A 26325-nucleotide genomic window follows, 5' to 3' on the forward strand; every position below is an offset into this window, starting at 1 on the left:
CGGTTGCCGTTATCTTTTCTTTTTAATTGCCGTCAATTTCCGGATGGGCGTCAGCTGTACTTTCCGGAACTCCACTTCCGCACCCTCCGCCTGCAGGGCAATGCTCCCGCTGGAAACGGTACAGTCGTACCCGTCGTTCACCAGGTCCCCGTTCACCCACACCCGCACCTTGTTGCCCAGGCACTCTATCACCATATGGTTCCACTCGCCCAGGGGCTTCTCCGACCCGTCTGTCCGGTTCCGCACCCGCCGCTCCTTTCCTTCCACCACGCCCCAGTTCCCGGGTTTGCCGCGGTACACTTCCATACTGTCTACCTTGATATCTTCCCCGATACACCAGAAATCACCGGCATTTTTGCTCATCAGCTGCACTTCCATCGACTTGGGGAACATCCCGTACAGTACCCGTGGGGTAGACGCATGCACCAGCACGCCGCAGTTCCCCGGTTTCCCCGCGAAGCGGTACTCCACGTCCAGCCGGTAATTTTCATGTCGGGCATCGGTGATCAGGTGCCCCTGCGGATTCCCGAGGCTCACCAGCAGCCCGTCGCGGATAACAAAGGGGATGCGGAGGGAAGAATCCTTCTCCAGGTCGGGCACATCCATATGCCAGCCGGAAAGGTCTTTGCCGTTGAAAAGACTGCGCTGCTGCGCATGACATAACGTGGAGGCGCACAGTAGCATCGCGCCGAAAACTAATTGCTTCATAAAGGAAAGATATAAAAATTATTGTCTATTTTGTTTCTATATGCTTGCCGCCACGTCATGATCCGGCACCTGTCTTTCTCCCGCCGGAAAGGCCTGCTGCCTTTCGTATCCGCCGCCGGTACCGGAAAACCGTCCAAACCCTTGAAACAGATTCTAGCGCAATAAATACATTTTATGAAGAAGCAACTGCTCGCATGGTTATTGGCCGCATCCATGGCCAACGCACAGGAATGGAAACCCGTACAGGGCCGCATCATGACGCCCTGGGCCGAAGAATTGAAGGCCGACAGCGTGCTACAGGAGCATCCCCGCCCACAGTTCGAGCGCGGCACCTCCTGGAAAAACCTGAACGGTTTATGGAATTACGCCCTCACGCCCAGGAACGCCGGCCGCCCCGCCAGCTGGGCCGGTAAAATCCTCGTCCCCTTCGCCATCGAATCCGCCCTCAGCGGGGTCGGCAAAACGGTCGGGAAAGACCAGCTCCTCTGGTACCATCGATCCTTCACCCTGCCCGCCGATTCCAAGGGCAAAAAAGTACTGCTGCACTTCGGGGCGGTAGACTGGCAGTCGGAAATCTATATCAACGGCCAGCTCGTTCTCAAACATGAAGGCGGGTTCGACCCCTTTTCCATGGATATCAGCCCTTACCTGAAAAAAACCAAACAGCAGGAGATCGTCGTAAAGGTATGGGACCCGACCGATGAGGGCCCGCAGCCCCGCGGCAAGCAGGTCCGCAAACCGGAAGGCATCTGGTATACCCCGGTTACCGGCATCTGGCAGACCGTTTGGCTGGAAACCGTGCCCGGCACTTACCTCTCCGGCATCCGCCAAACACCCGATATCGATGCCCAAACCCTCACCCTCCAAACCACCGTCGTAAACCCCCTGGCTGGCGACCAGGTGAAGTTTTCCGCGATGAAAGACGGCGCCGTGGTGGCGGAAACCGAAGCCGAGCCCGGCGCAACGGCCGTGCTGAAAATACCTTCGCCGGAGTTATGGTCGCCCGGCAAACCGTTCCTGTACGATTTGCGCGTGAGTATCGTCCGCAAGGGAAAGGCGGTAGACGAGGTGAAGAGTTACTTCGCGATGCGCAAGATCAGCGTGGCTAAAGACCAGGCGGGTACCCAGCGCATGATGCTCAACAACAAATTCCTGTTCCATTATGGCCCGCTCGACCAGGGCTGGTGGCCTGATGGTTTATATACCGCGCCTTCCGATGCCGCGCTCCGTTTCGACGTAGAGAAGACGAAGGAGATGGGCTTCAACATGATCCGCAAACATATCAAGGTGGAGCCGGCCCGCTGGTATTACCATTGCGATAAACTGGGGATCATGGTCTGGCAGGATATGCCCAGCGGCGACCTCGGCAACCATTGGGAGATCCGCCCCGGGATTTTCGGCCGGCAGACGGACAGGCAGCGCAGCCCCGAATCGGAAGGGTACTACCGCAAGGAATGGAACGCCATCATGGACGCGCTCCACAATGTGCCCTCCATCGTGGTTTGGGTGCCGTTCAACGAAGCCTGGGGCCAGTTCAAAACGAAGGAAATCACGGAGCGGACGATGGCGAAAGACCCTTCGCGCCTGGTCAACAGCGCCAGCGGCGGGAACTTCGAGCTGACGGGCCACATCATCGACCTGCACAACTATCCCGACCCCGTAATGCCCGAGCCGGTGTATTTCGGGGAGAAACAGGTGATCGTGCTGGGTGAGTTCGGCGGGCTGGGCCTGCCGGTAGACGGCCACGTATGGCAGCAGAAAGACAACTGGGGCTACCAGACCTTCAAAACGGCCGGCGAGCTGTTCAAGCGGTACGACAGCTATATGGAAAAAATGGAACAACTGATCCGCCACGGGCTTTCGGCTGCGGTGTATACCCAGACCACGGACGTGGAAATAGAAACGAACGGACTGATGACCTACGACAGGAAGGTGTTCAAGAACCCGGTGGAGGCGTTTTTCAAGGCGCATCAAAGGCTGTACAGGCCCGGGCTCGTCAAGTTTCCTTGAGTTGCCCGTCCAGCGAAAATTACCGGTTATCCCAGGCCCGTATCCCGGAATCACGGAATGTCAGTATATTGCCTGTCATTTCCCGGCAACCGTAAAATCGCATATATCAAAACCAACTATCAGTTATGAAACGACATTTTTTAGTAGTGACGCTTGCGGCCGCAAGCGTCTTTAGTCTGATCGAACGCCCCGTTTACGCGCAGAAAGTGGCAGCGGGCGCTTCCTCAGCAACCACAGGGGCGGATCTAAAGATTCCGGCAGATCCGGAACTGAAGATCGGCAAGCTCAGTAACGGCCTCACTTATTATATCCGTAAGAACACCGAGCCCCGCAACCGCGCGGTCCTCTATATGGCCCTGAAAGCCGGTTCGCTCATGGAATCAGACGCACAGCAAGGGCTGGCGCACTTTACCGAGCATATGGCGTTTAACGGAACGAAGGATTTTCCCAAGAACGACCTCATCAATTATCTCCAGAAAGCAGGGGTGAAGTTCGGGGCCGACCTGAACGCCTATACGTCGTTCGACCAAACCGTTTACCAGCTGCCTATCCCGACCGATAGCGCCGAGCTGTTCAAAAACGGTTTCAGGATCCTTGCCAACTGGGCCGGCCACATCAGCATGCTGGCGCCCGATATCGACGGAGAGCGCGGAGTGATCATCGAAGAAGACCGCCAACGTGGCAAGAACGCCCAGAGCCGTATCCAGAAAGAGCTGCTCCCGGTACTGCTGCACGGTTCCCGTTACGCGGAGCGCATCCCCATCGGGAAACTCGATATCCTGCAGCGCTTCAAGCACGAGGAAATCCGTAATTTCTACCGCGACTGGTACCGTCCGAACCTCCAGGCCGTGATCGCCGTGGGCGATTTCGACGTGGCGCAGGTAGAAAACCTCATCAAGGAAAACTTCGGCAAGCTGACCAATCCGGCGAAGCCGAAACCCCATACCACTTACGATCTGCCCGACGGTAAACAACCCGTGGTGAAGATCGTGACCGATCCCGAATTCCCGTACAACGTGGCTATCGCGTTCATCCGCCAGCGGCATAAAGCGTCGAACAACACCGACGATATCCGCCGCAACATGGTGATCAACATGGCCAACGCCATGCTGGGCGCACGCATCAACGAGCTGAAACAGAAAGGGACGGCCGATTTCGTGGACGGACAGGCGAACTATGGTCCGTACCAGCAGGGCCTGGTGCCCGGTATCGAAGCAACTACCGCGCTGGCTGTAACCAAGAGCGGGGCGGAGCTGGCCAAAGGGCTGGCCGGCGTTATGGCCGAGTACCAGCGGATGGTACAGTTCGGTTTTACGCAATCGGAACTGGACGTGGTGAAGAAACAGTCGGAAGCCGCCAATGAAAAGGCCAACCGCGAGAAAGACAAGATCGCTTCCAACACCTTCGTACAGGCTTACCTGCGGAACTATATGTACGGCACACCGGTCTTGAGCCCGGATTTCCGTTACGAGATCACCAAAAAATTCCTGGCCGAGATCACCCTGGCTGAAATCAACGCCGCCGCAAAGAAAATGATCGGCAACGATAACAACCTCACCATCATCGTTCAGGCGCCTGAAAAGGAAAAAGCCACCCTGCCCACGGCAGACCAGCTCCTGGCGGCTATCCGCGATGCAGGCAAAGGCCTGACACCTTACGAAGACAATAAAGTCAACAAGCCGCTGCTGGAAAACAAACCCATCGCCGGTAAAGTGACCAAAACCGAGAAAATCGAAAGCATCGGCGTTACCAGGCTCACGCTGTCGAACGGTGTGGTGATCTACCTCAAACCGACGGATTTCAAGAACGACCAGATCATCTTCTCTTCTTTCGGCCAGGGCGGCGTTTCCCAGGCTGATGACAAGGATTACATGGCGGTGAACTACGCCGGCAACATCCCATCCGACGGTATCGGCGAATTCGATAACCCCTCGCTGCGGCGGCTCCTGGCGGGCACCACGGCCAGCGGATCGAGCTATATCGACGAGCTGTACCAGGGCTATGGCGGCAGCGCTTCCCCCAAAGACCTGGAAACCGCGCTGCAACTCGTATACGCACATGCCACCAATCCCCGGAAAGACCCTGTCGTCTTCAAAAAGAACATGGAAGAATATGCCATTTACCTGCAGAACGCCGACGATAGCCCGGAAAACGTGTTCAACGACACGGTAACCGCCGTACTGTCGTCCAACAGCATCCGGGAGAAGAAAGCAACTGTTGCCGAATTGGGACAGGTGAGCCTCGACCGTTCCTTCGAATTCTATAAAAACCGATTTGCGGACAACAGCGGCCAGACCTTCGTGTTTGTCGGCAACTTCGACGTGGCGGCCATTACGCCTTTGCTGGAAACTTACCTTGGCGGGCTTCCTGCCACTGGAAAAGCGGAGAAATTCGTGGACCGCGGCGTTCGGCCGCGTACCGGGAAGATCGAGCGGATCGTGAAGAAAGGCATCGAAGACAAGGCGATGGTAAAACTGTTCTTTTACAACGATTTCGACTACGCGCCTGAGAACAACATCCAGCTGAGCGCCCTGAGCGATATCCTGGAGTTCAAGGTGCTGGAGCGCCTCCGCGAAAAAGAAGGCGGCGTGTACAGCCCGAACGTGGGTGTGGGGTATGAAAAATATCCTTACGGCAACTACAACCTGTCGGTTTCCTTCAGCTGCGCCCCGGCCAACGTGGACAAGCTGGTGAACGCAGTGCTCGACGAGATCGCCAAGCTGAAACAGAACGGCGCTACGGCCGACGATGTTACCAAGTTCAAGGCAGAATACCGCCGTGCGCTGGAAGTGAACATGCGGGAAAATAATTTCTGGCTGGGTTACCTGACCGGCAAGTTCAAGAATGGGGAAGATCCGACGTCGGTGCTTACCACCAACGAACGCCTGGAGAAAGTGACAGAAGCCAGCGTAAAAGCGGCTGCAGCAAAGTATCTTAACAACGCCAACTACTTCAAGGCAGCGCTCGTTCCGGAGAAATAGCATGACATTTTCATATGGAAAAGCGCCTGCGGCATGTGCTGCAGGCGCTTTTTTCATAATTTTGCGGCCATGTTGGTGGAAACAGTTGTACTATGCCTGGTGGCGTTTTTCGCGGGATTCATTGATGCGATCGTGGGGGGAGGAGGGCTCCTGCAAACGCCCGCCATCATGATCGTTTTGCCGCAATACCCGGTGGCCACGCTGCTGGGGACCACCAAAATCCCCTCCATCTCCGGTACCGCCTTCGCCGCCTGGCGATACTCCCGGCAAGTGACGATCGACTGGAAACTCCTGCCGTATGTGGCGCTGCTGGCGTTCGGGGGCGCTTTCCTCGGTGCGTTTTGCGTGTCGATGATCGACAACCGGATCATCAAGCCCGTCATCTTCTTCGTGCTGCTGATCGTAGCGGGATATACCTTCTTCAACAAAAGCTTCGGCCAGCCCCGGGAGATCAGCCATAGCCGCAAGACGCAACTGGCATTGGGGCTTATGTTCGGGTTCGCCATCGGTTTTTACGATGGGCTGATCGGTCCGGGCGCGGGCACGTTCCTGATCCTGGTTTTCATTGCGCTGATGGGCTACGATTTCATCCACGCTTCCGCGAGTGCAAAACTCGTCAACCTGGCCACGAACCTCGCGTCCATCGCCTATTTCGCGAGCACGGGGCATATCCTCTACGAGTTCGCCCTTCCCATGGCGGCCTGCAATATGGCCGGCGCTTTCTTCGGGACGCGGCTGGCGCTGCTGCGGGGCAACGCTTTCATCCGGATCTTCTTCCTCTGCGTCGTTTTCGCGACGTTGCTTCGTTTCGCCTGGGACATCTGGGCGGCGAATCACTGATCCTCCCCAAACAGCAAGGGCACCCGCAAGCGGGCGCCCCAGGTTGGCAAGGGATGAATATTTTAATTCGATTTCGGTAATTGCCGGATCCATTCGGCGATGAGGTCCACGCCTTCGCGGTGCACGATAGTGCGGGCGAGCTCGGGCATGGCCGTTCCCGGTTCGTTGCTGTTCATCCGGAAATGCAGGATGGAATTGGCCGGATCGCCGGGCACCACGTCGTGATCGAGGCCACCGGCGCCATTGCCGGCAGACACGGGGCCTTTGAGGATGCCCAGGTGCGCCGGGGTTTCCTGGCCGTATTCGAGGAACAGGCCGGTATTGTCGGCGTCGCCGCCTTTAGTGTGGCAATGGGCGCAGTTGACGTCGAGATAGGCGCGGGCGCGCTGGTTCACCGTATAATGCACGCTATCGTTCCAGACGGGGAATTTTTCCACTCTGGACATCTCCGGCAAACCCTGCAAAATACCCGCTGCGGCCCACTTTTCCAGCTGGCCGAGATGGTTGAGGTTACGCGCTTTCGGGCCGATGGGGATCAGCTTGCCGGCAGACGCGTGGCATCGCTTGCAGTCGTTGGTGTTGGGAATTTGGTAATGGGTGGATATATGCTGGCCGGCATCGTCCGTGAGGGTGATGGGCAACCGGTCGCCGGTGATCCATTTCTCCGCTTCGGTCTGCTGCGCGTTCCATTTGTAGTTCATGACTTTCCAGTTGCCGTCTGCCGGATCTTTATGCAGGAGGCGAGTTTCCAGCAGCACTTCTTTTCCCGAGCTGTCGCGGTACGCGAAATTCTTCACGAGGTACGTGCCGTCGGGGAAGTCTACCGGCCCGGCCTGGGTATACTGCATGGTGCTGCCTTCGGGCAAAACGATGAAGCGTTTTTTAATGGTATAGTCGGTGAAAAGGGGCGTTGCCAGTTCGTAAGAATGCACCCGGCCGGCGGGCTGTAAATCTTTCAGCGTTCCGGTAAAGAAACCGTAGTCCGAAAGTTTGTCCAGGAACCCCGATGCCGGGCGCTTTGCGGGCTGGGTGCAGCCCATCGCGAACATTCCCATGCATGCCAGTGCGGTCACTATTCTCATTCTCATTTCGTTGCGCGTCATTTACAGATGAAAGGTTGCATATCGGTGGATGGTTTCCAGTTCGGCTTGCCGATGTTCATGCCGTCTGCATTCACAAGGAGGTTGTCTCCGGTTTGGCGGATGCAGATGGAATCCGGGTTGATTTTATTTTCCTGTGTGATGACGTTGGAGGAAATGCCGTCGTACACGATAGGCGGGATCCTTTTGCCAAGGGCTTTTTCAATCCCCACCAAAATCTGCCCGGTATGGTGATGGTACACCGGTTCGGGGAAAGCGGCGGCCATTTCGAGGGTATTGTCTTGGATGAACACGTTTTGCGAAACGGGGAAGTAATTCGCGTTGATCTTTTCACCCGCTTTCGTATCCACGAAGAAACCCGACACCATGGCGATGGCAGCGGAATTGTTGTTGACGATCTTGTTGTTGTAGATCTCCACGTTGGAAGTGGCCTGGATGATCACCCCGCAGCCGGGCGCAGCGTTGCCTACACCCCAGGTGGTGCCGAAGCTCCCGGATTTGGCGAAGTTGCGCTCGTTGTTGTCGTGGATATTGTTGTTGTACGCCTTCACCTGGCCGCCCCGCTGCGACAGGTCGGGCAGGTCGAACACCAGGAAGCCGGCCGTGTTGCCGTAAAATTCGTTGTCGTACACTTCCGCATTGGTCGTATTCTCGATCTCGCACCCGGCCACGTTCTTGTAAGCTTTGCAGTTCCTTACGATGGCCTTGTTGGATTGCCCTACGTAGATGCCCGCATCAGATGCGCCCTGCGCATAACAGTTCTCTACCAGCACGTTGGTGCAGAGAACGGGATAGATGCCATAGCCGCCGCTGGTGCTGTCTGCTTTCTCCCAAATGGCGTGCAGGTCACGGAATACGACGTCTTCGCTTTTGTTTACCTTGATGAGGTCGCCTTTCGATTCGCGGATGGTCATCCCGCTGATGGTAAAGCCTTTCACTTCCGCCACGCGAATGCCTTCGCCGCCCTGCGTCTGCCCCGAAAAGTCGAGGATCGTTTTATCGGGACCGGCGCCGCTGATCTTGATGTGCTTGAGCTGCACGAGGCTGAGGTTGTTGAATTGGTAAGTGCCGGGTTTCAGCTCCACGGCGCTGCTGTCTGTCAGCGTGAGGAAGGCTTCCGTAATTTTGGCTTCCTCGCCGGGACCGAATACCAGGGTTTGCTTGTAGCCGTCGGCGGATTTTTTCTCCGGGGCGCTGCAGCTGGCCGCTAAAGCCAGTGCCAGCAAGGGAATGGAATATTTCATGTCGATGGTTTTTAGAATACGTTATAAGCGTAAGTGATATAATACACACCGCCGATGCCGGGGCTGCCGAAGCCGGTGTAATAATATTTATTCGTGAGGTTGGTGCCGCCCAGTTTGATCCTGCTCTTGATTTTAGGCAATTTATAACTTACCTGTGCGTCCAACACTACATTGGCGTCTATCGTCCCGCTCGCAAACCCGATGGAGTAGAAATACGCCGGCCGGTAGCGGAGGCTGGTGTTGAAAGAGAACAACTGTTTCTTCCCGAGGCCCGAATTGCCGAATTCCGCATTGATTTTCCAGTTGGGGGTGTTGAAGTTGTTGATCTGGCTATTATTCCTGTTTTTGAGGAAATCGGAAGAGAAATTGACCCTTGCCCCGAAGTTACGGGAAAGATCGACGCTCACGCTGGCCGCATACCCGTAAGTATTCACTTTCTGGGCGCCGTTGAACGCGATGTTATAGGCGATATACTTGTCGCGGTCCTTGAAATCCTCCACATCATTGGAACCCGGCGTATTCGCCACGTTCACGTATCCGATGAAATTCTTCCAGGTGGAATAATATCCCAGCACGTCGATCAGCACGCGCTTTGCCACGAGGGCGGAATACCCCAGTTCGAATGCATCTACCGACTGCGGTTTGATGTCTTTCGGCTCGAATTTCACGAGCACCGACGGGTCGTTCGTCTGCCGGTATTTGTTCACGCTTTCCAGCAGATACGGCTGGTACTGGTCGAATTTATACTCGCCGTACAGCAGCCGCGCCGAGCCGCCGGAAGCATAAGTATTGTAATCTACCAGCGTACTTTGCAGCGATTGTATGTTGGACGGGAAGCTGTATGCATTCTGATAGGAAAACCGCAGGAAGTGCTCTTTTGTGGTCTCGAACACGGCCGACAGGCGGGAAGTGGTCCGGGGGCGGTCGAACAGGGTGTTCTTGTCGAACCGGAAAGCCGCGCCCAGTTTCAGTTTGTTGTCGATCATCTTCTTCGAGAAATGCGCGAAGGCGCTGTATTCCGCCACGTTGATGGGGCCGTTGTAGTCCGGGAACAACGTGCCTTTGGAATCGAGCTTGTACAGGCGGTAGTTCAGCCCGGCGATCACTTCCGCCCACTTCACGAACTTCGTGAAATTATACTGGAACTCTGCGTTGTAGAGTTTGCTCCGGTCGAGGAACAGCGTGCCGCCCTGGGAAGTGGGGATGGCGGAAATGCTGTCGCGCAGCCGGTTGAAATGGTCGCTGCCGGCCAGCGGCCTGCCGATGTCTGCCGTAGCCCGCGCGGTATTGTGCGCGTCCGTGAGGGATTGGCCGGTCGCCAGCGCCGTGATGAGCGCCACGGTGTATTGCGGGTACCAGCCGTCGCCGGTGGATCCGTCGTAACTGGGTTTCCAGGCTTCGTTCACGAGTTGCGCCGTAGGACTGGCGATGATGGTATTCCCCGAATTTTCCCGCGTGGTGTATGCGCGCACGAACCAGTTTTCCGCCCGGAGCTCTGCGCGGTACTGGGCGAGTTTGAACCCGTCAAGCGCGTAACGGGTGTCGTTGCTATAGACCGCGGTGCCTTCGCCGTAGGTGCCGGAAACGATGGCCTGTAGCCCGGGTTTGATATTGTAGCGGATTTCTCCGTTGAATTTCAGCATTTTGGCATCGTTGCTGAGGTAGCCGTATTCGGGGTACCCGGTGCGGGAAACGTAGTTCGTGGGGTTGGCGAGCAGCGGGTCCACGATGGGTGCGGTGGAGGGGTCCATCGCTTTAATAGCTTCGAGGAAGGGATTGATGTCTACCGAGGTTTTGCTGCCGTAGGAGTTGACGCCGTTGTAATTGGGGTCGGTGTATTTCGATCCCATGCTGTTGGTGTTGCTGGTATCTGCCGCCAGCCAGTCTTTCGCTTTGGTGTATTGCGCGTTCACCTTGAACGCCAGGCGGTCGTTCACTTTTTTGGCCCAGCGGAGCGTCCAGTCGTAGTAGGGAGACGCGCCCATGGGGTCGTTGCCCTTTCCTTTTTTGATGTGGTTCACGCCCTGGGTGATCTGGAAACTGAAGCCCTGGTACTTGAAGGGGTCTTTGCCGGTCATGACCAGCGTACCGTTCAGGCCACGGGAGCCGTATAACGCGGAGGAGGCGCCGGAAAGGAGCTCGAGGTTGTCGACGTCCAGTTCGGTGAGGCCGATGGCGGCGCCGAGGGGGAAGTTGAGGCCGGGGGCCTGGTTGTCCATCCCGTCTACCACCTGCGTGAAATTGGTGTTGCCGCTGGTATTAAAACCGCGCGTCGTGATAGTGGTGAAGGTGAGGGAGGATGTGGTGATGTCTACGCCCTTGAGGCCCTGGAGCATGGAATAGTAGCTGGGCTGGGGGGAGTTCATGACATCTTTGTTGTCGATCCGCTCGATGGTTACAGGCGATTCGATTTTCCGCTGGATGTTCCGGCTGGCGGAAACCACGACTTCCGTTCCGAGGATGGAGGCCGGGTCGAGCTGAACATCTATGGCGCCCGCACTGCTGACGAGCACTTCCTTCGTGCCGTACCCTACGGAGGAGAAAACGAGGGTCACGGGGAGCGGGGCCTTCAGTGTAAAGCGGAAGTTCCCCTGGTCATTGGTATAGTCGCCATAAGGCGTATTGCGGGCTTTAACGGATACCGCTGGTACCGTTTCCCCCGTTTGGCTGTTCCGCACCTTGCCTGTCAACACGTGTTGGGCATGTGTAGACCATGCAGACAGCATGGCTATCGTGAACAGTAGCATCAGTTTGTACATGGGCGAGTAATTTTGGTTGGGATGGTAAAGGCGATATTATGCAATTACCATTCACCGGCTGCCTGTACGATGCTGTTTCGGGGTGAAGGAACGGGGTTACGGGGTGAAATTCAGGAATCAGGGGTGAATTTCTGCTGGAACTGGGGCAGGTAACTGGCCGATACGGGAACGGGCTGGTCGTCCAACCCCTCCAGCATCAAATAGTGACCTTTCGCGTTTTTCTTGAATAACAACACGTTGGACATATTTACCATGTAAGACCGGTGCGCACGGGTGATATTGAACCCCGCGAGCTGGGGCTCCAGCTTTTTGAGGGATGAACGCACCAGTTCCTTTTTTATCCCCTGGCCATTCCGGTAAAAAACCTGGACATAATTATCCTCCGCCTTCAACATCAGCAAACTTGCCGGAGGAAGGCTCAGGGCCAATTTGTCGTATTCATCCCTGATGAGGAGGTGTTCCGCCACTTTTTCTTCCACTATCAGGGTAGGGATCATGGCCGGCTGGATGTGCGGGGCTCCCCGCTGAAACCACAGCAAAGCGATGGAGTAGGGAAGGGCCAGCACCCCGAAACCATATTTATAGGTATCCCAATATTCCAACCAGGAGAAAGAAAGGTGATCGTGCAGCGAGACATTGACGATGTTAACGACAGCCGCCACCAGCATCGATTCGCCCATGAACCAGGCCAGGAACTGCCAGTGCCGGAGGGGCTTTTTCCCTTTCAGGCGCATCAATCCGAACTGTGAAATGCTCAGTGCGGCGATCCCGCAGGCGGAAAAAACCGCGAACACGCCCGTAACCGTCACCGGCCCGCCGTTATACCACTGGTTCATGTTGAACGGGGTGAACAGGCACATGAAAACAAAACTGAACGCGCCGCAAAAGGCGATGAGCAGCAGCCGGTTGCCGACTGGCTCCAGGAGCCGGAACGGGGCCGCAAGCCAGGCAGGGATGGCGGGCAGGCGGCTGGAGGGAAGCATGAGCGTTTCTTTCATAGTCCGTGGATTGTTCCGGTAATTTATCGATCTTTTTTCAATTTCCACCACCCGCGCCGCCCCGTTATTTTTATCGTACCTTTACCGCCGAATTTCAAACAGATATGTACAAAGTCGGCGAATATAACCAGCTGGAAGTCAAAAAAGAGACGGATTTCGGCGTATATCTTGATGGTGGCGGGGATACGGAAATCCTCCTGCCCAAACGCTACGTTCCCAACGGCACCCGCCCGGGCGACGAGCTCACCGTTTTCCTCTACCACGATTCCGAAAACCGGCTGATCGCCACTACAGACAAGCCGAAAGGCGTGGTGGGCGATATCGTTTCCCTCAAGGCGGTAGACACTACCCACCAGGGCGCGTTCCTGGACTGGGGCCTTGCCAAAGATCTCTTCGTCCCCCTCTCGCAGCAAGTTTCCAGGATGCATAAAGGACAGGATTATCTTGTCATGATATACCTCGACGAGCTTACCGGCCGCGTAGCTGCCACCGAAAAGATCGATCCATTCCTCAGCAACGATCCGCTGACCGTGCAGGAAAAGGACGAGGTAGATTTGCTGGTGTACCGCCGGTCAGACATTGGCTTCGTGACCATCGTCAACAACCGCCACACCGGGATATTGCATTATTCCGATGTATTCCGTCCGCTCGATATCGGCGACCGGCTCAAAGGTTTCGTAAAAGCCGTGAAGGAAGAAAATAAACTGGACGTAGCGCCGGGCCAATCGGGATACAACCGGGTGGAAGACGAAGGTTCCCGCATGTTGCGGCTGCTCCGCGAGCACGACGGATACCTGCCTTACCACGATAAATCGGACCCCGACGAGATCCGCGCGTTCTTTGGCATGAGCAAGAAAACGTTCAAGATGACGGTGGGGGCGCTCTATAAACAACAAAAAATCGAATTGACGAAAACCGGCATCAAGCTGATAGAAGAATAAACATCCAGCACAACATGAAAGACTTCAAGCAACATTTCGTGATCCCGGCACCGCCGGAAGAAGTGTACCAGGCGCTGACCCGCGAAGCTACCATCCGGTTGTGGACGGGCGAGGTGGCGGAAATGAGCACCGAGCCCGGTTCTGAGTTCTCTTTGTGGGACGGCAGTATCGCCGGCCGCAACCTGGAGTTCGAAGAAGGGCGGAAGCTGGTGCAGGAGTGGTACTTCGGCGACCAGGAGCCCGCATCCATCGTAACGATCATCCTGCACCCGCATAAAAAAGGCACATCGGCGGAGTTGCGCCATTCCAATATTCCCGACGAGGCGTTCGACGATATCGTGGAAGGCTGGCGGGACGCGTATTTCGGTTCGCTGATCGATTTTTATACGGAATAGCCGGACGCGTATGGCCAAAAAGAAAAAGAACGAAGCGGAGATCAAGGCGGTGACGGTCAATGAGCTGAAAAAGGAAATGCTGTCGCTGCCGCACGCGGAGCTGGTGGAAATATGTCTCCGGCTGGCGAAATTCAAGAAAGAAAACAAGGAACTGCTCAGTTACCTGCTGTTCGATGCATCCTATCCCGAAACCTACCTCGACCAGGTGAAGGCTTACATCGATGCGGAATTCGATAATCTTGGTACCACACATGCCTATCTCGCGAAGAAAACCATCCGCAAGATCCTCCGTATAACCAATAAACACATCCGATTTACGCAATCCAAAACCACGGAGATCGAGTTGCTGCTGCATTTCAGCAAGCGGCTCCGTACCGCGGGGGATTTGCTGAAAAGCAGTGTGCAGTTGGGGAATCTGTATTTCCAGCAATTGCGCAAGATCGAAAAAGCGATCGATGCGCAGCATGAAGATCTGCAATACGATTACCGCCGGCAATTGGAGTTGTTGGCGAAAGTGTAGGAACGTTTTGTTACAACCATCATAAAACCCGCAATCATGAAACTCCTGACCCTGCTATCGGGCGCCTGCTTACTGGGATGCCTTATTTCCAATGCAACATTTGCCCAGCAAGCGGTGCGTGCGCGCGACCTGGGAATTCCCCTCAACGGCAAAACCGGAAAATTCAACGCGATCACAGATGTTCCCGGCGTGAAGGTGGGGCTAACCACCCTCATTTCCGGCGAAGGCGACCTGCAAACCGGGAAAGGCCCCGTGCGCACAGGTGTAACAGCCATTCTGCCGCGCGGCAATACCTATGACCCGGTGTTCGCAGGATGGTACGCGCTCAATGGCAACGGCGAAATGACCGGTACCACCTGGATTACGGAATCCGGGTTCCTGGAAGGGCCCGTCACCATTACCAATACGCACTCCGTCGGCATCGTGCGGGATGCGGTGGTGGAATGGCAATACAAGCACAAACATTTCCTTCCGCTGGAAGAAACCGACGAACTTTTCTGGGCCCTGCCCATCGTCGCGGAAACCTACGACGGGATGCTCAATGATATCAATGGCATGCACGTCACGAAAGAACATGTCTTTCACGCGTTGGACAGCGCGGCATCCGGTCCGGTGGCGGAAGGCAGCACCGGCGGCGGCACCGGCATGGTGAGCCATGGGTTCAAGGCAGGGACGGGTACCTCGTCCCGCGTGGTGCGCGTGGGAGATTCGGCCTATACCGTGGGCGTGCTCGTGCAGGCGAACCACGGTGCGTTCCGGCATCTCATGATCGCTGGCGTGCCGATGTGGCCGGAAATGAAAACCAGGGAATGGCGCATGAAATTCGGCGAAGCCAAACCCGGGACCGGCTCCATCATCGTTATCGTAGCCACCGATGCACCGTTGTTGCCGCATCAGCTCAATCGCATCGCACGGCGCGTAGCATTGGGCGTTGCCAGGGTGGGCGGAATGGGAGAGAACTCTTCCGGCGATATTTTCCTCGCTTTCAGTACGGCCAATCCCAAAGCCTCCCGCCGCGACGTAATCCCCCAACTCGACATGCTCCCCAACGATCAGATCGACCCGCTCTTTACTGCCACCGTTTACGCAACGGAAGAAGCGATCCTCAATGCCATCGTGGCCGGGAGAGACATGACCGGGATCAACGGGAACTTTGTGCCGGGGATTCCTCACGCAGAAATCATCCGCCTGCTCAAAAAGTACAGCCGCTATGCGGGAAAATAAATAATTGATTCGCTGTCCGTATCATCGGAAGCCGGTTGCAAGTGAATGTCATACTACTTCAGTTTTATTGTTCAAGAATAAGTGAAATATCAATACGATTGTTGTTCGAAATGCTGTTCATTTTGTTCATTTCGATAGTAGTGTTTATATACCTTTTATATGCTGAATGCTATGCTTTCGATGGCTGCGATGATGATGAAAGCAGGGTTTACGGCATCCGGTCCGCGATGGAACATATTCGTCATGCTCATTCAGGATCTTCAACAGGAATCTCATAGGTAATCAGTTTTAGCAACCAACGATACAGGAATTTCCCACACGAAAAATTTTCCGCCCGGCAATTATTTTTCCGGCACTTTTTTCCATTATCTTGGAACAGTTAAATGTCTACGCTTATGATCAACCGCAGAGATTTTATCGGCCTTTCGCTGAAAAGCATCGTCCTCATCGGCGCCGGTTCCGCGCTGCAGTCCTTTGCGCCGGGCCGCTTCGTCCTGCCTCCCCGCAAAAATGTGAAACTTCGCTTCGCACTGGCCTCCGACGGGCATTACGGCCAGCCGCAAACCACGTACGTCGAGCACCACAACGCCATGGTCCAACTCCTTAACAGGGAAGCCGCCGGCAGAGGGCTTGATTTCACCGTCGTCAACGGCGATGTATTCCACAACGATCCCGCACTCATTCATCCCGCAAAGGCCGCGTGGGACCAACTATCCACCAAATATTACGTCTCCCACGGCAATCACGACATGATCGGGGAACCCGAATGGGAAAAAGTATTCGGCACCCCCTGGCACCACGATTTCACCTTCGGCAACAACGCCTTCATCGTCCTCAATACCGCCGATATCAAAGGCAAATATGTTTGTCCTGACCTGGACTGGACGCGCGATCATCTCGCCAAACACAGCCATGCCAAAATCCTCTTCGTTATCCAGCATATCACCCCCGTGAAATGGACCGAGCACGGCATCGATTGCCCCGAATTGGTGGACATGTTCTCCAAACAGCAAAACCTCCGCGCCATATTCCACGGTCACGACCATGCGGAAGACGGCATGAAGGAAAAGAACGGCAAACACTATTTCTTCGATGGCCACCTCGGCGGCAGCTGGGGCGTGCCTTATTTCGGTTACCGCATCGTGGAAGTGCTCCGGAACGGAGATGTCCTCTGCTACCAGGTCAACCCCAAAGCCACGGACCCCGTCAATTCCACCACCGTCAAACGATAACAGCATTTTCACCGACTTTGGCTGAATCTTCGCATGGCCGTGGCAAACCCGGAATATCTGATTATCTTCTCGTCCAATTACCACGATTATGAACATCAGATTTACATTGCCGCTGCTGTGCGGACTGCTTTGCCTGTCTACTTCCCTCAGCGCCCAATTACAATGGCGGGAAGTAATGCCCGGCGTCTGGAAAGGCACTGCCGGCACTCCGGGCAAAGTGACCCTCCTCGGCATCGCCGGCGCTACGCCAGACAGCAACGCCCTCGCCAAACTCCCGTCGTCGGCCTTCCCGCTCGATCCCAACGAAATCGCCTTGAAGCTCGCAGACGGGAAAGTGTATCTCCGCTTCCCCCTCGAACGCAACGAACAACTCTTCGGCCTCGGCCTCAATTTCAAAACCGTGAACCAGCGCGGCCGCGTCAGCCAGCTGCATGTAGACCACTACGGCGGAAAGGACGATGGCCGCACCCACGCGCCCGTGCCGCTGTACATTTCCTCCCGCGGCTACGGCGTGCTCGTGGACGCAGCGCGCTATATCACCGTTTACGCCGGCACCGCCGTACGCGTGGATACCAAAAATCCGCCCGTCCTGCACGACCGCAACGGTAACAAGGACTGGGAATCCCAACCCTATTCCGACGCCGTGGAAATGCTCGTGCCGGCAGAAGGAGCGGAGGTCTACATTTTCGGCGGCCCCACGGCCATGAACGCCGTGCAGCGGTACAACCTCTTCAACGGCGGCGGATACCTGCCGCCCAAGTGGGGCCTGGGTTTCACGCAACGCGTGCCGACGATGTACAGCCAGGACGATATTATCCGCGAAGCGAAAGAATTCGAAGCCCACAACTTCCCGCTGGATTTTATCGGCGTAGAACCGGGTTGGCATTCCATGGCGTATCCCTGCACGTTCGAGTGGGACGAAAAACGCTTCCCCGACCCCTCGGGTTTCGTTAAAAAACTGGGGAGCATGGGCGTGAAGGCCAATCTCTGGATCAATCCCTACGTTTCCCCCAAAAGCAGCCTCTATGCGCCCATCAAACCGCTGTCGGGTTCGCATACGGTATGGAACGGCCTGGTGGCGGATTTTACCCTTCCGCAGGCGAAAGCCCTCTTCCGCGAGCACTTCATCAAAAACCATATTTCCCTCGGCGTGAGCGGTTATAAAATGGATGAGAACGATGGGTTCGATAAATGGCTCTGGCCCGATGTGGCCACCTTCCCGTCGGGCACGTCGGCCGAAGAGATGCGCCAGATCTATGGTCTTGCCATGCAACAAATGACCGACGAATGGTTCCGCGAACAAAACCGGCGGACGTACGGCCTGGTACGCGCGTCCAACGCCGGCGCCAGCCGATTTCCTTATGTGATCTACAACGATTATTATTCCCATCCCGACTTCATCACCGCGCTGGTCAACAGCGGTTTCATCGGCGTGCTCTGGACCCCGGAAGTGCGTGCCTCCAAATCGGCAGAAGAATGGGTTCGGCGGATGCAGTCGGTATGTTTTTCGCCGATGGCCATGCTCAACGCCTGGGCAGACGGCACCAAGCCCTGGTCGTTCCCTGAAGTAGAAACCGCCGTGCAGGAAGTGGCCATGCTCCGCATGCAGCTCCTCCCGTACATTTATTCCACTTTCGCGCAATATAAATTCGAAGGAAAACCGCCTTTCCGGTCCATGAACCTCATCGACGGTTTCGCGTATACCGCCCAGGTGAGCGGCGGCAAGCTCGATGCCACGCTGAACCCGTACGAAGCCAAAACCCGCTCCGAACTGAAGGATCAGTATATGATGGGCGACAACATCATCGTGGCGCCCTTCTTCGCCGGCGATTCCGTGCGGAAAGTATACCTCCCGAAAGGCAAATGGTATGATTTCTATACCGGCGAACTGGCAGGGGAAGACGGGGTGATCAGCGTGAAAGCGCGGCTCGACCGCATCCCGCTTTTCGTTCGCGACGGCGGGCTGATCCCCATGGTGCCCCCGCGCCGGCAGGCCCCGAAAGCAGGCGAGGTACTTCCGCTCGAAGTGCGGGTATACGGCAGCGCGCCCGGCTCGTTCGTACTGTACGACGATGACGGCAATACCTTTGATTTCGAGAAAGGACAGTTCTCCAAAGTCTTGCTGAAAGCCGAAAACGGAAAGGGAAGCATGGAGAAGCCCGCTTCCGGGAAGCCCTTCGGCTACGCTCCCAAAGTCAAATGGATGTTCATGACCGCACAAGCGAAATAATCCGCCTTTTATCCCATTGATGCAGTAAAGAGCGATTTATTTCCCATATTGGGATATAAATCGCTCTTTATTTGCATATGAAATCAACCTTAGCCGCAGCTTGCCTGCTTTGCTGCACTACCGTCTTTGCTCAAAAAGCTCAAAAACCGGCTCCGGAAGCGGAGAAAGCGGAAGCCGGCGCCGGCGTCGCCGAGCGGAAGCTCGAGATCGACCGCTCGGTAGTCACCACCCACGAAGTCACCATTAAAGGCCAGCGCGTGCCGTATAAAGTCACCGCCGGCACACTGCCCGTTTGGGACGACGACGGTAAAACCATCGCCGGGGTGTTTTACACCTATTTCGAGCGCACCGGTGTGGCCGACCCCGGCGCACGGCCGCTGGTATTCTCTTTCAACGGCGGGCCGGGAACGGCTTCCGTGTGGATGCAGATCGGGTATACCGGCCCGCGGGTGCTGAAAATCGACGACGAAGGGTATCCCGTGCAGCCGTACGGACTGAAAGACAATCCCCATTCCATCCTCGACGTGGCCGATATCGTGTATGTAGACCCCGTGAACACGGGATTCTCGCGCATGGCCAATAAAGACGTGCAGGGATCGAAATTTTTCGGGGTGAACCAGGACGTGAAATACCTCGCCGAGTGGATCAGTACTTTCATTACGCGGAACAAACGCTGGGCCAGCCCCAAATACCTCGTGGGCGAAAGCTACGGGACCACCCGCGTGTCCGGACTGGCGCTGGAACTGCAGAATTCCCAATGGATCTACGTGAACGGTGTGGTCCTCGTATCGCCCACGGAGCTGGGGATCGAGCGGAACGGCCCTGCGGAAGCTGCCCTTCGTTTGCCGTACTTCGCGGCTACGGCGTGGTACCACAAAGCCCTCACGCCCGAATTGCAGCAGAAAGACCTCAATGCCATGCTCCCGGAAGTGGAAGATTTCACCATCCGCGAATACCTGCCTGCACTGGCGCTCGGCGGTAATCTGCCCGAAGGGAAAAGAAAGGAGATCGCCGCGAAAGTGGCGCGTTATGCCGGTATTTCCGAAAAAGTGGTGTTGCAGAACAATCTCGATATTTCGCCGAATTTCTTCTGGAAAGAACTACTCCGCGACCGCGGCTACACCGTTGGCCGGCTGGATTCCCGCTACCTGGGGATCGATAAAAAAGACGCCGGACAGGGTGTGGATTACAACGCGGAACTGACTTCCTGGCTGCATTCCTTCACCCCGGCCATCAATATCTACATCCGCGAGGAGCTGAAATACAAGACCGACCTGAAGTACAATATGTTCGGGCCCGTTTGGCCCTGGGACCAGTCCAACAACCGGACCGGCGAGAATCTCCGCCAGGCCATGGCCCAGAACCCTTACCTGCACGTGTTCGTACAAAGCGGGTATTACGACGGCGCCTGCGATTATTTCAACGCCAAATACAACCTCTGGCAAATGGACCCCGGCGGCAAGCTGAAAAACCGGATGTCGTTCGAAGGATATCGCAGCGGACATATGATGTACCTGCGGAAAGACGACCTGGCAACCAGCAACGAGCATCTGCGCCAGTTCATCCTCAAATCCATCCCGAAAGAGGGGCAGGCCGCCAAATACTGATCTGTTCAAAAGATAATTCAAACCGTCACTCAATGGGTGGCGGTTTTTTTATGTAACTGGAAAGGAGAAATCAAAAAAGGGAAAGCTGGGGCGTATCCGGGCGCTCGTCGTTGAAGTTGGAGACGGTGATGCCGAGCAGGCGGATTTTGGCGCCTTCTTCTTCCGGTTCGGTTTTGGCGAGGAGTTGTTTCGCGGCGCCGGCAATGGTTTCCATGTCGGAAATAGGGTGGATGGCGGAATGGTTCCGCGTGATCTGCCGGAAATCGCTGTATTTCACTTTCAGGGTAACGGTGCGGCCTTTGAGTTGATGCTTTTCCAGGCGGGAAGCTACTTTAACGGCCAGTTTATCCAGCTCCGGGTTCATTTCGGCGAGAGTGGTGAGGTCGTGCGGGAAGGTGTCTTCCGCGCCGACGGACTTCGTTTCGCGATGGGGCTGTACGGCCCGGTCGTCTTGCCCCCGAACGATGCGGAAGTAGAACCGGCCTGCTTTCCCGAAGTGCTGGACGAGATCGTTTTCCGACAGTTTTTTCAGGTCGGCGCCTTTGAATAATCCCATCCGCTGCATCTTGTCGGCCGTTACTTTCCCCACCCCGAAAAACTTTTCCACGGGCAGATTTTCCATGAAGGTTTCGACCTGTGAGGGGGCGATGAAAGTAAGGCCGTCGGGCTTTTGCATATCCGATGCGATCTTGGCCACGAATTTATTGATGGAAACACCGGCCGAGGCGGTGAGGCCTAGCTCATCGCGGATCGCCTGTTTGATTTGCCGGGCGATGGCGATGGCGGAACCGATATTGCGTTTGTCGAGGGTAACGTCGAGATAGGCTTCGTCCAGCGAAAGCGGTTCGATGAGGTCGGTATAGCGTTGGAAGATGGAGCGGACGTGGCGGGAAACGTCGCGGTACACATCGAACCGGGGATATACGAAAACGATCTGGGGGCAAAGTTGCAGGGCTCTTTTGGAGGGCATGGCGGAGCGAACGCCGAATTTTCTTGCTTCGTAGCTGGCCGTAGCCACCACTCCGCCACGCCCTTCCGGTGAGCCGCCCACGGCAATGGGTTTGCCGCGGTACTCCGGATGGTCGCGCTGCTCCACCGATGCGTAGAAGGCATCCATGTCGATATGAATGATTTTGCGGAGCGTCATGTCCGCAATTTACGCAAGAAACGGGAAGGTGCAGCGCAACCCTGGGGTCAGCGAGCGGAGTATTTCGGCATTACGAGCAGCTTTACGACCGTGTGGGCGATCGCGGATAGGCCAAGCGCCACCACCAGGATCAGCCAGCGCTTCACGGGCGTATCGAACACGTCCATCACTTCGGAAATCCCCTTACCGGCAAACAGCGTAGTCATGGCAAAAAGAATAATCCCGCAGATCCAGAGGGTCAGGTGAGACCAGAGGTACTTTTTGCGGTTGTAGCTGTCTTTTCCGAAGGAAGTGAAAAGGAGAAGAACGTGTGCGACAAAAAACAGGGCCGCTGCTGCGGCGAGCAAAACAAATGGAGTCATAGCATCAGGTGTTTAAGGATATAGTACCCCAATATAAGGAATCCCGACAACATTTATGGCCCACCTTTTGTTCTTCCTGTAATATTTCTAAACCGTTTTCTATGCGTATTCTGAACACGATCCCTGTCTGGTTCCTGACGCTCACGGCGTTAGCCTGTTCCTCCACGCAACAGTTGCCTGCTTCCAGCGCGGACAATATTAAATCCATCGTTCCCGGCCGTTCCTTTGTTTTCAGGGTGCAGACCGTTTTGCCGATGAGCGGCAGAACGCGGCAGGTAGCGGGGGATGGGTATGAAGTGATCATTTCGAAAGACACGGTAAATTCCTACCTGCCGTTTTTCGGACGGGCTTATACCGCACCGATAGACCCCTCGCGCAACGGTCTCGACTTTATCTCCACCGATTTCGAATATACCGAAACGGCGGGCAGGAATGGCGGCTGGGAGATCACGATCAAACCCCGCGACAACCGCGATGTGCAGCAAATGAATTTTACGATTTCGGAGAACGGGTATGCGTCGCTGCAGGTCACGAACAATAACCGGTCGCCCATTTCGTATAACGGCATCATTACGGCCGAAAGCAGCCGCAAGCGGAAGAAATAGCGGTAAGCCAGGCGCAAGGGGGCGGCGAAGGGAACATCTCCTCCGTGCATTCCGGATGTTGATGGGCTGCCCGCCCGCGCATCACCTGCTGGCGGAAACTGCGGGGAATTCCAGCAGCCTGCTGCCGGGGCGCTGGCTTTCATAATCCAGTCTGATCCAGTTGGCGTCTTTCACTTTCCCGATCACCCGGGCTTCGTCCAGCACGCCGTCCCAATAACGGCCGCCTTTTTCCGGAAACTGGCTCTGGTTGCCGATCCCCACGGGATGATCGTCCGTTTTCCAGGGCGTATCGAATTTCTCCGTTTTTTCCAGCCTGCCATTGACGTACAGGTGAACGTACGGGAAATCATGCACCCCTGTGATGTGGTACCATTGTTTCAGCCGCATGTCCGTTTTGCCGACCACGCAAAGATCGCCCCGCGGCGAGGCCCTTTCCACGCAAATCTCGATCAGGTCCGCTTCCGGCTGGTGCCAGTTGCGGATGCCGAACTTCTGCAACCGCCACGAATTATCGCCTTTGGCAAACATGGTTTCGTAGCCCGGAAGCACCCTTTTGGCTTCGTCGCCCGCATTGGAATAACTATCGGCATTCGCCCAGATGGAAAACGTCATTCGCTCCACGAGATCGAACAACTTGCGCTTGTCGCCGTCTACCCTGATCCATTGCCTTTCGGGATACCGGAAGCGCTGCGCCTTGCCCAGCACGCCTTTCACGGTACTGTAGGGCATCATGTTGACGCCGGTGGCGTTCGCCTCGTTGGCGGTGGCGTCTGCATATCCGCCGGGCAGGGTGTTGCCGGGTTCCTGGAGGTGCCAAACGCCGGTGAAGCCGTCGGAAACGGGGAAGACGTCGGCGGGGCGGTCGGCCGCTGCCGCGGAAGCATTGCCCCAGTGCATGTAGATGGTCTGTTTGCGGCTGTTCCCTTTTACGAGGGGGATGCGGACCCATACGAGGGCTTCCCTGCCCGCGGGGTCCCACCATTCGATACTCTGCGGCAGGAAAGGCCCGTCGGGCGTTTCGGAAAACCGTATGTCTGCGCCGTTTGCGATAGCGGCGGAAAAGTTGAAATTGGACGCGTTGAGGGAAACCGCCAGCGGATAGCCCGCCACATCCCCGGGAACATTGGCCCCGGAAGCGGTCGTGTTCAGGCGGATAGCGGCACTGTAGCTCCAGCCGCCGCGCTGTGCAAATGCCGTTTGGGCCAGCATGAGCAAAATCAAAGGGAAAACAAGTCGTTTCATAATATGGAAAGCGGAAGATACTAATTTATCTTTTCTTCCCCGCAACAGAACCTCCGCGACCCCCGCCGCGTTATAACGGAAGCGGTTAAACGCATACGAATGGTAACCGATCTAGCCCAAAGAATCCCGGGTAAGAACTTTAGGCTGAATCGGAAAGAAATAATACTTTCGTGTTATGTATCACCACCAAATATCCTTTGCATGAAAAACAGGAAAACCTTTTTGCTGGTCCTGCTGCTCTGTGGCAGCTTCACCGCCAGCGCGCAATTAAAACGGTTCAGTATCGGTCCATATGTGGAAGCCGGCTTCCCGGTCGGGGATTTCAGCAAAACCAACAACACCGGCTATGGCATTGGCCTTAATGCAGACATCAAGCTGGTAGCAGGTTTCGGCGTGACGGGGTCTGTCGGTTACATGCGTTTCGGCGGCAAGTCGGAAAATAATATCGATTATCCTAACGTGGCGGCCGTTCCCGTTCGCATCGGCCTCAAATACAAACTCATTTCCATCCTGTACGTGAAGGCGGAAGCAGGTGCGGCCAACTATACCGGCGATCTCGACGGTTCGGCGTTCCTTTTTGCGCCGGGCGTAGGCATCCGCGTGCTGGGGCTCGATGTGCAGGCCAAATGGGAGGGGTGGTTTAAGAACGGCACCAGCAGCTTCTTCGGGCTGAAGGCCGGTTATAATTTCTAGTAGATTATCCCAAATCGGGAAAGCCTTCCGGCGCAGGTATCAACACCAGCGCAGGAAGGCTTTTTCTATGGGGAACGATCATGTTTAAATGCTGCACGAACCGTCGGAACAGGTATTGTCCGCATCACCCCGTACGTTCACCAAAGCAGGGTGCGATTCGCTCCAAACCTTTTCCATGGTTTGCTGAAAGGCTTCCACAGGCTGCGCCCCGCTGATGGCATACTTCATGTCGAACACGAAAAACGGCACCCCGCGGATACCCAGGTGCTGGGCCTGCGCCTCGTCTTGCCGCACTTCCCCGGTAAAATCCGTCCCGTTCAGCACATCCGATGCATCCAGGCCCGCGTCTTTGGCGATGGCTTCCAGTACCGGGATTTCACCGATGTGTTTGCCTTCCGTGAAATAAGCATGGAAAAGGCGCTCCTCGATCTCATCCTGCTTGCCATGCTGCGCCGCCAGCTGGATCAGCCGGTGCGCATTGAAGGTATTGGTATGGATGAGCTCGTCGAATTTGAAATCGATGCCCACGGCCTTTCCCGACTCGGAAACCCGTTGGGAATTCGCCACGGCCGCCTCACGCGTCATTCCGTATTTCGAAGCCAGCAATGTATAGTGATCTTCCTTGTAATCCTTTTGCGCATCGGGGTTCAACTCAAAACTGTGCCAGGTCACCTCCACGTCTTTCGCATGGGGGAACCGGGCCAGCGCGGCCTCCAGGTGGCGTTTGCCGATGTAACAGAACGGGCAGGCCACGTCCGACCAAATGTCTATTTTCATACGCTCAAAATTTAAGCAGCAAATATACAAATATCAGACCATCAGGGGGCATTTGCGACAAGTTGGCGGTTGCTTATATGGGTAAAAAAAACCTTATATTCGGGTATGTTGTTCAGGGAAAAGATACTGGAGCCCATCCGCCAGGGCAGGGTCAAACTGGCATATCGCCGCTGGAAACGGCCGACCGTCAAAGCCGGCGGCACCTTGCTGACGGCCATCGGCCAGTTGCATATCGACGCGGTAGACGAAGTGCCGCTCAGGGATATTACCGACGAAACGGCACAGGAATCCGGCTACGCCACCCGTCAGGCCTTGCTAACGGAGCTGGATAAACGGGAAGGGACGCTGTACCGCATCCGGTTTCATTATGGGGGAGACGATCCGCGCATCGCGCTGCGGGAATCCGGAGACATGGCGGCCGGCGAATTGGAAAAACTCCTGAAAAAGCTGGAAGGGCTCGATGAGCGCAGTCCTTACGGCCCCTGGACCAAACGTACCCTCGGCATCATCCGCCAGCGCCCGGCAGAACGGGCGGGCAACCTGGCGGAAGCATTGCAGATCGATAAGGACTGGCTGAAGGTCAGCATCCGCAAGCTCAAGAACATGGGCCTCACCGAAAGCCTGGAAGTAGGCTACAGGCTCAGCCCCAGGGGAGAAACCGTGCTGGACGCCTGGAAGCGCCGCTGACCCGGGGCGCCGTTCATACCACA

General features: G+C 56.0%; 22 protein-coding genes. 13 read left to right on the forward strand and 9 right to left on the reverse strand.

Annotated features, from left to right (window positions below):
- Positions 1-9: 9 nt before the first annotated feature.
- Positions 10-708, reverse strand: coding sequence for a 3-keto-disaccharide hydrolase (locus tag EJ361_RS00315; RefSeq protein WP_126243351.1), 699 nt, complete (start codon positions 706-708; stop codon positions 10-12).
- 174 nt (positions 709-882) lie between these two features.
- On the opposite strand from EJ361_RS00315, the gene EJ361_RS00320 reads away from it, so the two are divergent.
- From EJ361_RS00320 to EJ361_RS00330, 3 genes are all read left to right on the forward strand, one after another.
- The gene (locus tag EJ361_RS00320; RefSeq protein ID WP_126243352.1) at positions 883-2718 is read left to right on the forward strand and encodes a glycoside hydrolase family 2 protein; all 1836 of its coding nucleotides are present in this window, start codon (positions 883-885) and stop codon (positions 2716-2718) included.
- A 125-nt stretch (positions 2719-2843) separates the two neighbouring features.
- Positions 2844-5699 (forward strand): M16 family metallopeptidase, encoded by a 2856-nt coding sequence (locus EJ361_RS00325; protein WP_126243353.1) that lies wholly within the window; start codon positions 2844-2846, stop codon positions 5697-5699.
- A 69-nt stretch (positions 5700-5768) separates the two neighbouring features.
- Entirely contained in the window at positions 5769-6539 is a 771-nt protein-coding gene (locus EJ361_RS00330) for a sulfite exporter TauE/SafE family protein (RefSeq protein ID WP_126243354.1), read from the forward strand.
- Positions 6540-6601: 62 nt separating this feature from the next.
- Here the strand turns inward: EJ361_RS00330 and EJ361_RS00335 are convergent, their stop codons facing one another.
- The 4 genes from EJ361_RS00335 to EJ361_RS00350 form a co-directional block, all read right to left on the reverse strand.
- Entirely contained in the window at positions 6602-7627 is a 1026-nt protein-coding gene (locus EJ361_RS00335) for an SO2930 family diheme c-type cytochrome (RefSeq protein ID WP_164714018.1), read from the reverse strand.
- Between the two features lie 11 nt (positions 7628-7638).
- Entirely contained in the window at positions 7639-8883 is a 1245-nt protein-coding gene (locus tag EJ361_RS00340; RefSeq protein WP_126243356.1) for a parallel beta-helix domain-containing protein, read from the reverse strand.
- Positions 8884-8894: 11 nt separating this feature from the next.
- Positions 8895-11642 (reverse strand): carboxypeptidase-like regulatory domain-containing protein, encoded by a 2748-nt coding sequence (locus EJ361_RS00345; protein WP_126243357.1) that lies wholly within the window; start codon positions 11640-11642, stop codon positions 8895-8897.
- 110 nt (positions 11643-11752) lie between these two features.
- Positions 11753-12640 (reverse strand): LytR/AlgR family response regulator transcription factor, encoded by an 888-nt coding sequence (locus tag EJ361_RS00350; RefSeq protein ID WP_126243358.1) that lies wholly within the window; start codon positions 12638-12640, stop codon positions 11753-11755.
- Positions 12641-12744: 104 nt separating this feature from the next.
- On the opposite strand from EJ361_RS00350, the gene EJ361_RS00355 reads away from it, so the two are divergent.
- From EJ361_RS00355 to EJ361_RS00385, 7 genes are all read left to right on the forward strand, one after another.
- A complete protein-coding gene (locus tag EJ361_RS00355) occupies positions 12745-13581 on the forward strand; it encodes a CvfB family protein (protein ID WP_126243359.1) in 837 nt (278 codons plus the stop codon).
- A gap of 14 nt (positions 13582-13595) precedes the next feature.
- Complete coding sequence (locus EJ361_RS00360) at positions 13596-13976, forward strand: SRPBCC domain-containing protein (protein WP_126243360.1); 381 nt, start codon at positions 13596-13598, stop codon at positions 13974-13976.
- Positions 13977-13986: 10 nt separating this feature from the next.
- Positions 13987-14496, forward strand: a complete 510-nt coding sequence (locus EJ361_RS00365; RefSeq protein ID WP_240646504.1) for a hypothetical protein — start codon at positions 13987-13989, stop codon at positions 14494-14496.
- A gap of 36 nt (positions 14497-14532) precedes the next feature.
- Positions 14533-15720 carry a DmpA family aminopeptidase gene (locus EJ361_RS00370; RefSeq protein WP_126243361.1) on the forward strand — a complete coding sequence of 396 codons (1188 nt, stop codon included), beginning with the start codon at positions 14533-14535 and terminating at the stop codon, positions 15718-15720.
- A 395-nt stretch (positions 15721-16115) separates the two neighbouring features.
- Positions 16116-16952, forward strand: coding sequence for a metallophosphoesterase family protein (locus EJ361_RS00375; RefSeq protein WP_164714019.1), 837 nt, complete (start codon positions 16116-16118; stop codon positions 16950-16952).
- Positions 16953-17040: 88 nt separating this feature from the next.
- Positions 17041-19182: a glycoside hydrolase family 31 protein gene (locus EJ361_RS00380; RefSeq protein ID WP_126243363.1), complete on the forward strand. Its 2142-nt coding sequence runs from the start codon at positions 17041-17043 to the stop codon at positions 19180-19182.
- Positions 19183-19259: 77 nt separating this feature from the next.
- A complete protein-coding gene (locus EJ361_RS00385) occupies positions 19260-20789 on the forward strand; it encodes a S10 family peptidase (protein WP_126243364.1) in 1530 nt (509 codons plus the stop codon).
- A gap of 70 nt (positions 20790-20859) precedes the next feature.
- On the opposite strand, the gene dinB is transcribed toward EJ361_RS00385, so the two are convergent.
- Positions 20860-21936 (reverse strand): DNA polymerase IV, encoded by a 1077-nt coding sequence (dinB, locus tag EJ361_RS00390; protein ID WP_126243365.1) that lies wholly within the window; start codon positions 21934-21936, stop codon positions 20860-20862.
- Between the two features lie 47 nt (positions 21937-21983).
- Positions 21984-22298: a hypothetical protein gene (locus EJ361_RS00395; protein ID WP_126243366.1), complete on the reverse strand. Its 315-nt coding sequence runs from the start codon at positions 22296-22298 to the stop codon at positions 21984-21986.
- Positions 22299-22399: 101 nt separating this feature from the next.
- On the opposite strand from EJ361_RS00395, the gene EJ361_RS00400 reads away from it, so the two are divergent.
- Positions 22400-22903 (forward strand): DUF4251 domain-containing protein, encoded by a 504-nt coding sequence (locus EJ361_RS00400; protein WP_126243367.1) that lies wholly within the window; start codon positions 22400-22402, stop codon positions 22901-22903.
- Between the two features lie 81 nt (positions 22904-22984).
- Here the strand turns inward: EJ361_RS00400 and EJ361_RS00405 are convergent, their stop codons facing one another.
- Positions 22985-24145 carry a DUF2341 domain-containing protein gene (locus tag EJ361_RS00405; protein WP_126243368.1) on the reverse strand — a complete coding sequence of 387 codons (1161 nt, stop codon included), beginning with the start codon at positions 24143-24145 and terminating at the stop codon, positions 22985-22987.
- A gap of 201 nt (positions 24146-24346) precedes the next feature.
- Here EJ361_RS00405 and EJ361_RS00410 point away from each other — a divergent pair, with 201 nt between their 5' ends.
- Positions 24347-24838, forward strand: coding sequence for an outer membrane beta-barrel protein (locus tag EJ361_RS00410; protein ID WP_126243369.1), 492 nt, complete (start codon positions 24347-24349; stop codon positions 24836-24838).
- A gap of 84 nt (positions 24839-24922) precedes the next feature.
- Here EJ361_RS00410 and EJ361_RS00415 read toward each other — a convergent pair whose 3' ends face one another.
- On the reverse strand, positions 24923-25615 hold the full coding sequence (locus tag EJ361_RS00415; protein WP_126243370.1) for a DsbA family oxidoreductase: 693 nt from the start codon (positions 25613-25615) through the stop codon (positions 24923-24925).
- A gap of 105 nt (positions 25616-25720) precedes the next feature.
- Here EJ361_RS00415 and EJ361_RS00420 point away from each other — a divergent pair, with 105 nt between their 5' ends.
- Entirely contained in the window at positions 25721-26302 is a 582-nt protein-coding gene (locus EJ361_RS00420) for an ASCH domain-containing protein (protein WP_126243371.1), read from the forward strand.
- Positions 26303-26325 lie beyond the last annotated feature (23 nt).

Source organism: Chitinophaga rhizosphaerae (assembly GCF_003958645.1).
In the GTDB taxonomy this organism is placed as follows: domain Bacteria; phylum Bacteroidota; class Bacteroidia; order Chitinophagales; family Chitinophagaceae; genus Chitinophaga; species Chitinophaga rhizosphaerae.

Coding starts and splice junctions, on each gene's coding strand:
- EJ361_RS00370 (WP_126243361.1), top strand. CDS start 14,533: ATGAAACTCCTGACCCTGCTATCGGGCGCCTGCTTACTGGGATGCCTT.
- EJ361_RS00410 (WP_126243369.1), top strand. CDS start 24,347: ATGAAAAACAGGAAAACCTTTTTGCTGGTCCTGCTGCTCTGTGGCAGC.
- EJ361_RS00420 (WP_126243371.1), top strand. CDS start 25,721: ATGTTGTTCAGGGAAAAGATACTGGAGCCCATCCGCCAGGGCAGGGTC.
- EJ361_RS00395 (WP_126243366.1), bottom strand. CDS start 22,298: ATGACTCCATTTGTTTTGCTCGCCGCAGCAGCGGCCCTGTTTTTTGTC.
- EJ361_RS00400 (WP_126243367.1), top strand. CDS start 22,400: ATGCGTATTCTGAACACGATCCCTGTCTGGTTCCTGACGCTCACGGCG.
- EJ361_RS00405 (WP_126243368.1), bottom strand. CDS start 24,145: ATGAAACGACTTGTTTTCCCTTTGATTTTGCTCATGCTGGCCCAAACG.
- EJ361_RS00325 (WP_126243353.1), top strand. CDS start 2,844: ATGAAACGACATTTTTTAGTAGTGACGCTTGCGGCCGCAAGCGTCTTT.
- EJ361_RS00375 (WP_164714019.1), top strand. CDS start 16,116: ATGATCAACCGCAGAGATTTTATCGGCCTTTCGCTGAAAAGCATCGTC.
- EJ361_RS00385 (WP_126243364.1), top strand. CDS start 19,260: ATGAAATCAACCTTAGCCGCAGCTTGCCTGCTTTGCTGCACTACCGTC.
- EJ361_RS00350 (WP_126243358.1), bottom strand. CDS start 12,640: ATGAAAGAAACGCTCATGCTTCCCTCCAGCCGCCTGCCCGCCATCCCT.
- EJ361_RS00315 (WP_126243351.1), bottom strand. CDS start 708: ATGAAGCAATTAGTTTTCGGCGCGATGCTACTGTGCGCCTCCACGTTA.
- EJ361_RS00340 (WP_126243356.1), bottom strand. CDS start 8,883: ATGAAATATTCCATTCCCTTGCTGGCACTGGCTTTAGCGGCCAGCTGC.
- EJ361_RS00320 (WP_126243352.1), top strand. CDS start 883: ATGAAGAAGCAACTGCTCGCATGGTTATTGGCCGCATCCATGGCCAAC.
- EJ361_RS00345 (WP_126243357.1), bottom strand. CDS start 11,642: ATGTACAAACTGATGCTACTGTTCACGATAGCCATGCTGTCTGCATGG.
- EJ361_RS00335 (WP_164714018.1), bottom strand. CDS start 7,627: ATGAGAATGAGAATAGTGACCGCACTGGCATGCATGGGAATGTTCGCG.
- dinB (WP_126243365.1), bottom strand. CDS start 21,936: ATGACGCTCCGCAAAATCATTCATATCGACATGGATGCCTTCTACGCA.
- EJ361_RS00380 (WP_126243363.1), top strand. CDS start 17,041: ATGAACATCAGATTTACATTGCCGCTGCTGTGCGGACTGCTTTGCCTG.
- EJ361_RS00415 (WP_126243370.1), bottom strand. CDS start 25,615: ATGAAAATAGACATTTGGTCGGACGTGGCCTGCCCGTTCTGTTACATC.
- EJ361_RS00355 (WP_126243359.1), top strand. CDS start 12,745: ATGTACAAAGTCGGCGAATATAACCAGCTGGAAGTCAAAAAAGAGACG.
- EJ361_RS00330 (WP_126243354.1), top strand. CDS start 5,769: ATGTTGGTGGAAACAGTTGTACTATGCCTGGTGGCGTTTTTCGCGGGA.
- EJ361_RS00365 (WP_240646504.1), top strand. CDS start 13,987: ATGGCCAAAAAGAAAAAGAACGAAGCGGAGATCAAGGCGGTGACGGTC.
- EJ361_RS00360 (WP_126243360.1), top strand. CDS start 13,596: ATGAAAGACTTCAAGCAACATTTCGTGATCCCGGCACCGCCGGAAGAA.